The sequence below is a fragment of the Rhizobium sp. NLR8a genome, assembly GCF_019685235.1.
In the GTDB taxonomy this organism is placed as follows: Bacteria; Pseudomonadota; Alphaproteobacteria; order Rhizobiales; family Rhizobiaceae; genus Rhizobium.
Genome location: NZ_JABDWI010000017.1, coordinates 172,184 through 182,886, shown reverse-complemented (window position 1 = coordinate 182,886; position 10,703 = coordinate 172,184). Strand labels below are relative to the sequence as shown.

The following is a 10,703-nucleotide window of genomic DNA, read 5'->3' as shown; positions in this document are numbered from 1 at the left end:
GCCAAATACGACCTCCTCATCAAAGCCGGCAAGCCGCCGAAGGTCGCCATCACAGCCATCATGCGAAAGATCATCCTGCTGGCAAACGCACTCCTGCGGAAAAACCAAAAATGGACACCAAAAGCCGCTTGACCAAAACGGATACTCTAGCCCGCTCAACCTTCGGCGCGAAGCGCCGCCTCATAGGCAAGCCGCACCCACTTCGCCATCAGATCGGGATCGTCGTAGGCTTCTTCGGGGATTGACCAGTAGGGCATTTTCACCGGCTTGCCCTTCTTGCCTTCATAGGCCCATTGCGTGGCGCCGGCGGCAGCAAATTCCGGAGCGCTCGTCTCATCGGCTTTCAGCAGCATCTCGTCGCGCACTTCGACGGCAACGATGCGCCCGAGATGATAAATGCCCTTGCCGCCAAACATGCGCTTGATCGTGACGGGGCCGAGCCCCTGAAACATTTCCTCGATCCCGGCATTATCCATTCTCTGTTTCCTCGCATACCTGCCAGCCGGATTACAGCGTGTGATAATCCCGGTTCATATAGATGAGCGCCGGGTGCTTCTCGCTGAAGCGGACGGCGGCAACCTCACCAAAGATGACATTGTGCGTCGGCATTTCCTTGATGTCGGTCACCCGGCAATCGAAGGCGGCAAGCGCATCGGCAAGAACGGGCGCGCCGGTGACGAGCGTGTCGAAACGGGCGCTGGCGAAGCGCTCGTCATTGGCAATCGCGGTGCGCCCGGAGAAAGCGTCGGCGACGGCCTGATGGTGGGCGCCGAGCGTGTTGAGCACGAAGATGCCGCTGCGGAAAAAGATCTCGTTTTTCGGATTGGTGTTGTTGAGGCAGATCAGCACCGAAGCCGGATTGTCCGAGACCGAGCAGGCGGCAGTGATGGTGACGCCGCGGCGCAGACCTTCCATCGCCGTCGTCACGAGCTGCACATGACCGGCATAACGGCTCATGGCATCGCGATAAAGGCCGGGATCGATATGCTGTCTGTTCAACACCTGCTTCTCCCATGCACGTTCATCTGCCTGGATCATCTTGCTAGAGCATATCGCCGAAAAGCGTGCGGCGGTTTTGCGACAACGACATGCGTAAAAACAAAGACGTAAAGCTCGAGGAGCGAATCTGAAAGATCGCCATGCGCTTTATCGCGCCAATATGGCGAGCATCGGTTACCTTTTCTACAATAGGACCGGTGAAAAGCGCTGGGTTCCGCTTGTTTTTCTTTGACGATTGCGGCCTTGCGGATAAAAGGGCATGGACGATGGCTAGGGATCTTCGCCTTTCATGATCAACCTGCGTGGCATAGCAGCCTTTCTGACGCTGCTCGGAACGGCGGCGCAAGGCCATGCGGCCGGTGTGACGATCGGCGTCGTCGCCCCGCAGGGCGGGCCGCTCGGCCTGCTAGGCGCGCAGATCGCCGCCGGCGCCGGTTTCGAGATCCAGCAATCCGGCAATACGCTCGTCGCCGTCAACGAGACCTGCGAGGACAATAGCGGCGCGGCGGTTGCCGATGCGCTCGTCAGTGCCAGGGTGCAGATTGCCGTCGGTTTTCTCTGCAGTGAGACGCTGGAGGGCGCACTGCCGAAGCTGAAGGACGCCAATATTCCGGCGATCACCGTTTCGGCGCGTTCGCGCATCCTGATGGAGGATGCGCTGAAAAACGGCTGGCCACTCTTCCGCTTGGCACCTGCCGATGGCACTGAGGCGGCAAAGATCATCGAGGTGATCCTCAAGGACTGGGCCGCCGACCCGATCGCGCTGATCGAGGACGGCACCATTCATGGCCGCGAACTGACGGAAGCCGTGCGCAATGCGCTCGAGCAGAACGGCCTGAAGCCGGTTTTCACCGATACCTACCGGCCGGGACAGGAGCAGCAGATCGCCCTCGTGCGCCGACTGAAACGGGCCGGCGCCACCAGGGTCTTCGTCGGCGGCGATCGCAACGATGTCGCCGTCATCGCCCGCGACGCCAAGGCGGAAAACATTCCGCTGTCGATCCTCGGCGGCGATGCCATGCGCGCCGCCGATCAGCCGCTGCCTCTCACTCCCGGCGTGCGTGCGGTCGCCCTACCCGAATATGCGCTTTCGCCCGAAGGCGCGCCGGCGGCCGACGCGCTGCGCGCCAAGGGCACCGAGCCGGAAGGTTATGTCCTGCCATCCCTGGCGGCCGCGCTGATTGCCGGCCGGGCGGCCGAAGCCGCCGCTGCCGCCGGCAAGCCGCTGCGGGAAACCCTTGTCGGCGCTACATTCCAGACACCGATCGGCGCCGTCGCCTTCACCGGCGCGCATGAACTTTCGCAAAACCCCTACCGGCTGCTTGAATGGCGGGGCAATGGCTTTTTTCCACCTGCTGCGCCGACGCAATGAGCGGCCGCCAGCACTGAATTCCGGCGCCGTGCGCAGATGGCGCCCCTACGGGAGTAAGACTTGATGAAGCTGCCCATTCGCATTGCCCCTTCGATCCTCGCGGCGGATTTCGCCAGGCTCGGCGAGGAGGTGCGCGACGTCACGGCCGCCGGCGCCGACTGGATCCACCTCGACGTGATGGATGGACATTTCGTGCCGAACATCTCCTTCGGTCCCGATGTCATCAAGTCGCTGCGTTCCTACACACCAGCCACTTTCGACTGCCATCTGATGATCTCTCCGGTCGATGACTATCTCGAAGCCTTCGCCAAGGCCGGCTGCGACCGCATCACCGTCCATGCCGAATCCGGGCCACATCTGCACCGCTCGCTGCAGACGATCCGCAATCTCGGTAAGAAGGTCGGCGTGACGATCAATCCGGCGACGCCGCTGAGCGCCATCGAGAACGTGCTCGACGACGTCGACCTCATCCTCATCATGTCGGTCAATCCCGGTTTCGGCGGACAGAAATTCATTCCCGCGATGACGGCCAAGATCGCCGCGGCAAGGTCTCTGATCGGTGACCGGCCGATCGAACTCGAGGTTGACGGCGGCGTCACCGTGGAAACGGCGCCTGATATCGCGCGCGCCGGCGGCAACGTCCTCGTCGCCGGCTCGGCAATTTTCAAGGGTGGTACGGTCGACAACTATCGCAAGACCGTCGCCGAATTGCGTCAGGCAGCCGAAGGGGCACGTACATGACGAAGCGTCTGATCTTTGGCGGCATGCTAGCAGCAGTCGCCGGCCTGCCTGGCTTGTCACTGGCCGGAGACATTGCCAGCATCCAGCCGATCGGTTTTTCCGCCGACGGCAAGGTTTTCGCATTTCAGGAATTCGGCATCAAGGAGAACAGCAAGACTCCCTATTCGGAAACCTATTTCATCGATACCGACAGCGGCCAATATCTCGAAGGCACCCCCTTTCGTACCGAACTGACGGATAAGAACGCCAATCTTTCCAAGGCCCGCCGCCAGAACCTGACGGCGGCGCGCAGCCAGATGGATAAGTACGACCTTCTGACAAATCCGGGTCTGATTGCCGCCTTCAACCCGCCAACCGAGCTCGGCTCGCCCTCGAAGACGCTTCGCTACACCACACTCGCAATCGATGGGCCGCCGAAAACGCCCTATACGCTCTCACTCGGCGAGATGCCGGTGCCGACGCCGAAGGAATGCGCGACAGTCGACAAGCGGGTCCTTGGTTTCAGCCTGCAGATGATCGAGAAGGAAGGTGTCCCGAACCGTCAGGCAGCGCGGCAGGCAACGATTGTTCCAGCCGAGCGGACATGCTCGGTCGAATTCAGGATCGGCGGCGCGGTGGTCTACCAGCCGGAAGGCGGAAATCAAATTCACATTGCGCTGGTCCTCGCCTTCGATGCTGAAAGGAACGGACGCTGGATCGCCGTTCCGGTCCATCCCTGAGTATGGATCGCCCCAGGATGGATCGTCTAAGGGCGGCAAAGCCGCCCTCCTCCGATCTCTTTGCCGGCGCATTGCTCTGGGGCGTGCAGATGCTGGCCGCCGCCATGCTCGGCCTTTACCTCCGCAACGGCCTCGAGACGAGCCGGCTCGCCGAGGTGGCGGCACTCTATTTTCTCGGCGGCCTGCTCTCCTGGCCCTTCGCCCTGCCGGTCGCTCGCTTTTGTGCCTTTAACAGGCCACCGGAAGCGCGCTTCGCCGCCTTTTTCGTGACGCTGACGGCAGCCACGATCCTGATGACCGCCTTCCTGTTCGCCATGGAATACCGGATCTTCTATTCGCGCTGGCACGCGCCCTTCGGCAGCATCGCCTGGGCCTTCCAGTTCGTCTTCACCGGCATCAGTGCCGTCTACCAGTTCCTGGTGATCGGCCTTCGCCTTTTCCTGCCGCTCGGCCTCGCCTGCCTTGTCGTCAGCAGCTATCATCTCGCCAAACGCATGCGTTGAGATTACCGCCCGTCTTTGCTAAAGGGGCGCTAGCTCGATGCAGCAATTTCAGCAAAAGTGCCCAGCGGTTTTGCCAGGCAAAGCGCGAAGCGGTTTTGCCGGGAATTGCGTCTTAGACGTTCAAACCTCTCGAAGTGAAGGCAGCCGCCCATGATCCCGCGTTACTCCCGGCCCGAAATGGTCGCCATCTGGTCTCCCGAAACCAAATTCCGCATCTGGTTCGAGATCGAGGCGCATGCCTGCGACGCGCTAGCCGAACTCGGCGTCATCCCGAAATCGGCGGCAAGGACCATCTGGGAAAAAGGCGGCGCGGCCACCTTCGACGTCGCCCGCATCGACGAGATCGAGGCCGTCACCAAGCATGACGTCATCGCCTTCCTCACCCACCTCGCCGAGATCGTCGGCCCGGATGCGCGCTTCGTCCACCAGGGCATGACCTCGTCCGACGTGCTCGACACCTGCTTCAACGTCCAGCTGGTGCGTGCCACCGACATCCTTATCTCCGATCTCGACCGGCTGCTCGCAGCGCTGAAAACCCGGGCCTTCGAACACAAGGACACGGTCACTATCGGCCGCTCGCACGGCATCCATGCCGAGCCGACCACCTTCGGCGTCAAGCTAGCGCTTGCCTATGCCGAATTCGAGCGCTGCCGCCAGCGCCTCGTCGCCGCCCGCGAGGAAGTCGCGACCTGCGCCATCTCGGGCGCCGTCGGCACCTTCGCCAACATCGATCCGCGCGTCGAGGAACATGTCGCCGAAGCGCTCGGCCTGAAGGCCGAGCCGGTGTCGACCCAGGTCATCCCGCGCGACCGCCACGCCATGTATTTCGCCACCCTCGGCGTCGTCGCCTCCTCGATCGAGCGTCTGGCGACCGAGATCCGCCACCTGCAGCGCACCGAGGTGCTGGAGGCCGAGGAATACTTCTCGCCCGGCCAGAAGGGCTCCTCGGCGATGCCGCACAAGCGTAACCCGGTGCTAACCGAAAACCTCACCGGCCTCGCCCGCATGGTCCGGTCCTACGCCGTGCCGGCCATGGAAAACGTCGCCCTCTGGCACGAGCGCGATATCTCCCATTCCTCGGTCGAACGCATGATCGGTCCCGACGCGACGGTCACCCTCGACTTCGCCCTCTCCCGCCTCGCCGGCGTCGTCGAAAAGCTGCTGGTCTACCCGGAGAACATGGAGAAGAACCTCAACAAGTTCCGCGGCCTCGTCCACTCCCAGCGTGTTCTCCTTGCACTGACCCAGGCCGGTGTTTCCCGCGAGGATGCTTACCGCCTCGTCCAGCGCAACGCCATGAAGGTCTGGGAACAGGGCAAGGATTTCCTGGAAGAGCTGCTGGCTGATGCCGAGGTCAGGGCTGCGTTGTCCGAAGAGGATATTCGGGAGAAGTTCGACCTTGGGTATCACACCAAGCATGTCGATACGATCTTCCGCCGCGTCTTCGGCAACGCTTGAGTGGGCTGCAACGATATGACGGCGTCTTTCAGGCGTCGTCAGGCTGTTGACAAACCACTGCGAGACTCGCGACGTCATCCTCGGCCTTGTGCCGAGGAACTGCGCTGACCCAATAAGTGGCTGAAATTCCCGTTAGGAAATTGCAGAGGTAAGATGCTCGGCGCAAGGCCGAGCATGACTGAGGAGATTTTTCCAACAAACTGACGGTCCTTCAGGGCGTCGTTTTCAATTGTGCCTTGTTATTTTTGTGATTGCAGAATGGATGATGGTCAGCTTTTCTCAAGTGGCCGTTGTTTCTGCTTCAATGCTTTGGCATTGGCAGAGCGTTTGCGCGCCTGCGCTTTTTTCGGCGGCGGCATCGCTTGCGCGATCTCGGTCGTTTGGCAGGCCTCCGTCTGCCCCCGTCCCTTGGCCGCCTTGGCGACCAGTTCGTCCAGATGTTTCAGCTCTTCCTCGTCGAGATTTTCGATGCCGATGAAGCGGTTCTCCGCATGGCTTGTCAGAATGATTTCGTTGAGCTTGGCCTGGATCGCCCGGGTGTCGCGCGTCTGGGCGTTCTGCAGCACGAAGACCATCAGGAAGGTGATGATCGTCGTGCCCGTGTTGATGATGAGCTGCCAGGTTTCCGAATAGTTGAAGAAGGGGCCGAGCACGGCCCAGATGATGACGACGCTCAGGGCCAGGATGAAGATGACGGGCTTACCCGCCCATTCCGATATCTTGGTTGCGAAGCGGGCGAACAGATGCTTCATCGTCACCTCTGAAATCGAAGTCCATGCTAAAAACGCCGTGGCAGGTTCGTATGTTCCCCCGGGACCCCGGTCTGGGCTGAGGTCCCGGGAGAAGCCGTGATCATACGGCTTCGCGAGCGACCAGCTTGCGGTAGAGATGCCAGGTCGCATGGCCGAGGATCGGGATGACGAGCGCGAGCCCGGCAAAGACCGGGATCGTGCCGATGACGAGAAGTGCGGCGACGATCAGGCCCCAGAGCAGTACCGGCACCGGATTGGCGATCGTCGCGCGGATCGAGGTCACGACGGCGGCAACCGCTCCGACGTCACGATCGAGCAGAAGCGGAAAAGTGATGACCGATATGGCCAGCACAACAAGCGCGAAGACAAAACCGATGAGATTGCCCCAGATGATCAGTTGCAGGCCCTCGGCCGTGCCGAAGATCTGGCGGCTGAAATCCGCCATGGTGCGCGGAAACACGTCGCCAAGAAGATTGGTGTACAGCGTCTGCGCCGTCACAAGCCACACGACGAACAGGCCAAAGAGCATCAGCCCGACCGCGATGATCGACGGCAGCGCCGGCGAACGGCGCACCTCGAGCGCATGCGTCCATGAGGTGTCGAGGCCTTCCTCCCGGCGGCGGCTGATCTCATATAGGCCGATCGCCGCGATCGGACCGATCAGCACGAAGCCGGACATCAGCGGAAAGACCATCGGCAGAAGGTTGGCGCCGGAGGTCCACAGCGTCAGGAAGATGCCGGCGATCGGATACATCAGGCACAGGAACACGTAGTGCGAAGGCTTTTCACTGAAATCGTCGAGCCCGCGCTTCAGCGCATCGAAAACATCGGCGATGCCGATGCGGTTGACCACGGGCCAAACAAAATTTTCGCTGGCACCCGTCATGACATGAAATGCCGCCATGGCTTTCTCCTCCTCAGCCGAGACTTGGTCGGCCGCGGACATGCATCGGCGGATAAGCCGATACGAAATCCGCAACCGGCACTGGAGCAACATAACAAACTTCAGCGCCCGTGTCGCTCCCTTGCCGCCCCCTCTTGACATCTTGGTCAAGCCTTCTCACATCGGCGGCACTATGAAAGCCTCAGACGCAGATATTCTCATCATCCCCGGCTACACCAATTCCGGCCCCAGCCATTGGCAGAGCCGCTGGCAGGCGAAGCTCAGCACGGCGCGGCGCGTCGAACAGGCCGAATGGACGAAGCCGGTCCGCGAGGACTGGATCGCCCGCATCGCCGAAGAGGTGAACGCCTCGACCCGCCCGGTCGTGCTCGTCGCCCATTCGCTCGGCGTGCCCTCGGCAATCCATGCCATCCCGCATTTCCGAAAGCGGGTGGCAGGCGCTTTCCTTGTCGCTCCGCCTGAAGTCACCAATCCAGACATTCGCCCCAAGCACCTGATGACCTTCGGCCCCTATCCGCGTGACCCGCTGCCCTTCCCTTCGATCACCGTCGCCAGCCGCAACGATCCGTTCGGCAGCTACGACCATGCTGACGATATCGCCAGCAGTTGGGGTTCCTTCCTCGTCGATGCCGGCGAGGCGGGGCATATCAATGCTGATTCCGGGCATGGCCCGTGGCCCGAAGGAACAATGGTCTTCGCCCAGTTCCTCAGTCGCCTTTCTGCCTGATTTGGAAAACCCGGCCTTCGCCTTTTCAGCGACCGCTTTCTAAGCCTTTCTTAATAGAAAGCCCGCAGACTGCGCCGAGATGAAATCAGCGAGAATGCCCGTGAAGAAAGCCCGCCCGGAGGCCGATGAACCGCATGGCGATCTCGCAGCGGCTGAGGCCGGCGTCGGCAACGGGTCAACCGACGATTCCGATCTGGCTGAGCGCGAGAGCCGCTGGAACCATGCGCTTGTTGGTTCCGGCCTCGGCGTATGGGATCACAATTACCGTCTCGACCGGAAATATTATTCGCCGACGTGGAAAACCATCCGCGGAATGGCGCCGGACGAGGACGTCGCCGGCGACTATGAGGCCTGGTTGCAACTCGTCCATCCCGACGACCGCGACTTCGTTGCTCATGCGATCGAGCGGCAGAATGCCGGCGATCCGGCCTATCAGATCTTCCAATATCGTGAACGCCACAGGGACGGCCATTGGGTCTGGATCGATTGCCGTGGCGCCTGCGTCGAATGGGATGAGAACGGGGTCCCGACGCGCATCGTCGGAACGGATACAGATATCACCGCCCGCAAGGAAGCCGAGGAGACGCTGTCGCGTCTGTCGCGCCGGCTCGACCTGGCGCTGGAAGTTTCCCGCATCGGCGTCTTCGAGGCCGATATCGAAAATGACGTCGTCGAATGGGACGATCGCCTGATTGCCATCTACGGCTTGCAGGGTGCGGCGCGCAAGATCGGCGCCGACGCCTGGGCCAAAAGCCTGCATCCGGACGACCGTGAGCGCGTGCTCGGCCTCGCCGATCGCAGCGTCGAAAGCGGCAGCGACTTTCAGCAGGAATACCGCATCATCCGCGGCGACGGCGTCGAACGGATCATCCGTGCCCGCTCGGCCTTCTTCGTCGACGGCAACGGCCAACGCAAGCTGATCGGCGCCAATTGGGACGTCACCGAGGAGGTCGCGCTTCGCAACGAGCTGCAGCGCGCCAAGGAACTGGCGGAAGCCCGCAACCGCGAACTCGAAGCCGTCAAGGAAAACATCGAGCACCTGGCATTGCACGATTATCTCACCGGCCTGCCCAACCGCCGTTATCTCGACAAGATGCTGGACGACCGCGCGGCGGAATGCCGGGCCAGCGGTCTTGCTCTGGCGGTTCTGCATATCGATCTCGATCGCTTCAAGCAGATCAACGATACCCTCGGCCATCGGGCGGGCGACGCCATGCTGCAGCACGCCGCAAATGTGCTCAGACATTCCGTCCGCGCCGCCGATTTTGTCGCGCGTATCGGCGGTGATGAATTTGTCGTCCTCTGCGCCGTCGATGCTGCATCGAAGAAGATCGCCAGCCTGGCCGAACGCCTGATCCGCGAATTGCGCCGGCCCGTCAGATACGAGGGGCATGACTGCCGTTTCGGCGCCAGCATCGGCATCGCGCTCAATGGCGGCACCAAGCTCGACGCCAAGCAGACGCTGCTCGACGCCGACATCGCGCTCTATCGCGCCAAAGGGCTCGGCCGAAATCGCTTCGAATTCTACTCGGCATCGGCCCGCAACGATATCGTCTCGGCCAAGCAACTCGCCGACGAAATCCTGATCGGCCTGGAGCGCAATGAATTCGTGCCGTTCTATCAATTGCAGTTCGACGCCCGCACGCTCGATGTCACGGGTGTCGAGACGCTCGCCCGGTGGCAACACCCCGTACACGGCCTGCTGACCCCAGATCGCTTTCTCGATATCGCAGAGGATCTCGACGTCGTTTCGACGATCGACGCCCTGATCCTGGAGCGCGCGCTGGCAGACCGCCGTGCCTGGATCAAGGATGGGCTGTCGATCCCGAAAATATCGGTCAACGTTTCCGCCCGCCGGCTGACCGATCCCGACCTCGGCAAGAAGCTCCGCACCCTGAAAATCGAACCCGGCGCCATCGCCTTCGAACTGCTGGAATCGATCTCGCTCGACGATTGCGACGAGGCGGTGGCCGCCAATTTGAAAAAGCTGCGCAAGCTCGGCATCGACATCCATATCGACGACTTCGGTACCGGCCACGCCTCGATCGTCAGCCTTCTGCGCCTGAGCCCGAACACGCTGAAGATTGATCGCGAACTGATCCGCATGCTGCCGCAATCTGCCGAGCAGCGTAAACTCGTTGGCTCCATCATCGATATCGGCCGCTCGCTCAATATTCTCGTCATCGCTGAGGGCGTCGAAACGGCGGATCATGTGCGCATTCTGGAGCAACTCGGCTGCGACACGCTGCAGGGCTATGCGCTCGCCCGGCCGATGCCGGCCATACAGATCCCCTCCTTCATCCGCGCCGGAAGCTGGCGCCATCTGACCGCCGCGCGCGGCTTGCAGACGCATCTTCTCCGCGCGACGCCAAGCAGAACCGCCAAATAAAACCTGTATAAGCGGCCCGCCATTTCGCCTTCATTCCACCGTAGAGAAAAAGCGGCTAGAGTCGTAAAGCGAATTCATTCGATTCTCTTAGCGCTATTCCGTAAAATCCGGAAACAGGGCCATGAAAACCGGCAGCCGG

Annotated in this window: 11 protein-coding genes; 7 read left to right on the top strand and 4 right to left on the bottom strand. The window is 61.6% G+C overall.

Annotated elements, in window-relative coordinates:
- Positions 1–155 precede the first annotated feature (155 nt).
- Both HJC04_RS28485 and HJC04_RS28480 read right to left on the bottom strand, forming a co-directional pair.
- The gene (locus HJC04_RS28485; RefSeq protein ID WP_038689192.1) at positions 156–476 is read right to left on the bottom strand and encodes a TfoX/Sxy family protein; all 321 of its coding nucleotides are present in this window, start codon (positions 474–476) and stop codon (positions 156–158) included.
- 31 nt (positions 477–507) lie between these two features.
- A complete protein-coding gene (locus HJC04_RS28480; protein ID WP_210631173.1) occupies positions 508–1,002 on the bottom strand; it encodes a flavin reductase in 495 nt (164 codons plus the stop codon).
- Positions 1,003–1,288: 286 nt separating this feature from the next.
- Here HJC04_RS28480 and HJC04_RS28475 point away from each other — a divergent pair, with 286 nt between their 5' ends.
- From HJC04_RS28475 to purB, 5 genes are all read left to right on the top strand, one after another.
- Positions 1,289–2,371 (top strand): ABC transporter substrate-binding protein, encoded by a 1,083-nt coding sequence (locus HJC04_RS28475; protein WP_221147635.1) that lies wholly within the window; start codon positions 1,289–1,291, stop codon positions 2,369–2,371.
- Positions 2,372–2,434: 63 nt separating this feature from the next.
- Entirely contained in the window at positions 2,435–3,112 is a 678-nt protein-coding gene (gene rpe, locus HJC04_RS28470) for a ribulose-phosphate 3-epimerase (protein WP_210631171.1), read from the top strand.
- Positions 3,109–3,831 (top strand): DUF2259 domain-containing protein, encoded by a 723-nt coding sequence (locus HJC04_RS28465; RefSeq protein WP_210631170.1) that lies wholly within the window; start codon positions 3,109–3,111, stop codon positions 3,829–3,831. The genes rpe and HJC04_RS28465 overlap by 4 nt, the downstream gene beginning before the upstream one ends.
- A 17-nt stretch (positions 3,832–3,848) precedes the next feature.
- Positions 3,849–4,334 carry a hypothetical protein gene (locus HJC04_RS28460; protein WP_210631169.1) on the top strand — a complete coding sequence of 162 codons (486 nt, stop codon included), beginning with the start codon at positions 3,849–3,851 and terminating at the stop codon, positions 4,332–4,334.
- A 150-nt stretch (positions 4,335–4,484) separates the two neighbouring features.
- Positions 4,485–5,792 (top strand): adenylosuccinate lyase, encoded by a 1,308-nt coding sequence (gene purB / locus HJC04_RS28455; protein ID WP_210631168.1) that lies wholly within the window; start codon positions 4,485–4,487, stop codon positions 5,790–5,792.
- 269 nt (positions 5,793–6,061) lie between these two features.
- Here purB and HJC04_RS28450 read toward each other — a convergent pair whose 3' ends face one another.
- Together HJC04_RS28450 and HJC04_RS28445 are read right to left on the bottom strand one after the other, a co-directional pair.
- Positions 6,062–6,544 (bottom strand): low affinity iron permease family protein, encoded by a 483-nt coding sequence (locus HJC04_RS28450; protein ID WP_210631167.1) that lies wholly within the window; start codon positions 6,542–6,544, stop codon positions 6,062–6,064.
- Positions 6,545–6,644: 100 nt separating this feature from the next.
- Positions 6,645–7,448, bottom strand: coding sequence for a DUF2189 domain-containing protein (locus tag HJC04_RS28445; RefSeq protein ID WP_221147634.1), 804 nt, complete (start codon positions 7,446–7,448; stop codon positions 6,645–6,647).
- Between the two features lie 172 nt (positions 7,449–7,620).
- Between HJC04_RS28445 and HJC04_RS28440 the strand changes: the two genes are divergently transcribed.
- Positions 7,621–8,175 carry an alpha/beta hydrolase gene (locus HJC04_RS28440; RefSeq protein WP_210631165.1) on the top strand — a complete coding sequence of 185 codons (555 nt, stop codon included), beginning with the start codon at positions 7,621–7,623 and terminating at the stop codon, positions 8,173–8,175.
- Positions 8,176–8,269: 94 nt separating this feature from the next.
- Positions 8,270–10,564: a bifunctional diguanylate cyclase/phosphodiesterase gene (locus HJC04_RS28435; RefSeq protein ID WP_221147633.1), complete on the top strand. Its 2,295-nt coding sequence runs from the start codon at positions 8,270–8,272 to the stop codon at positions 10,562–10,564.
- The last annotated feature ends 139 nt before the right edge of the window (positions 10,565–10,703 follow it).

Excerpts from the sequence above, each read along its gene's own strand:
- HJC04_RS28485 (WP_038689192.1), bottom strand. The coding sequence starts at position 476 with ATGGATAATGCCGGGATCGAGGAAATGTTTCAGGGGCTCGGCCCCGTC.
- HJC04_RS28475 (WP_221147635.1), top strand. The coding sequence starts at position 1,289 with ATGATCAACCTGCGTGGCATAGCAGCCTTTCTGACGCTGCTCGGAACG.
- rpe (WP_210631171.1), top strand. The coding sequence starts at position 2,435 with ATGAAGCTGCCCATTCGCATTGCCCCTTCGATCCTCGCGGCGGATTTC.
- HJC04_RS28465 (WP_210631170.1), top strand. The coding sequence starts at position 3,109 with ATGACGAAGCGTCTGATCTTTGGCGGCATGCTAGCAGCAGTCGCCGGC.
- HJC04_RS28460 (WP_210631169.1), top strand. The coding sequence starts at position 3,849 with ATGGATCGTCTAAGGGCGGCAAAGCCGCCCTCCTCCGATCTCTTTGCC.
- purB (WP_210631168.1), top strand. The coding sequence starts at position 4,485 with ATGATCCCGCGTTACTCCCGGCCCGAAATGGTCGCCATCTGGTCTCCC.
- HJC04_RS28450 (WP_210631167.1), bottom strand. The coding sequence starts at position 6,544 with ATGAAGCATCTGTTCGCCCGCTTCGCAACCAAGATATCGGAATGGGCG.
- HJC04_RS28445 (WP_221147634.1), bottom strand. The coding sequence starts at position 7,448 with ATGGCGGCATTTCATGTCATGACGGGTGCCAGCGAAAATTTTGTTTGG.
- HJC04_RS28440 (WP_210631165.1), top strand. The coding sequence starts at position 7,621 with ATGAAAGCCTCAGACGCAGATATTCTCATCATCCCCGGCTACACCAAT.
- HJC04_RS28435 (WP_221147633.1), top strand. The coding sequence starts at position 8,270 with ATGCCCGTGAAGAAAGCCCGCCCGGAGGCCGATGAACCGCATGGCGAT.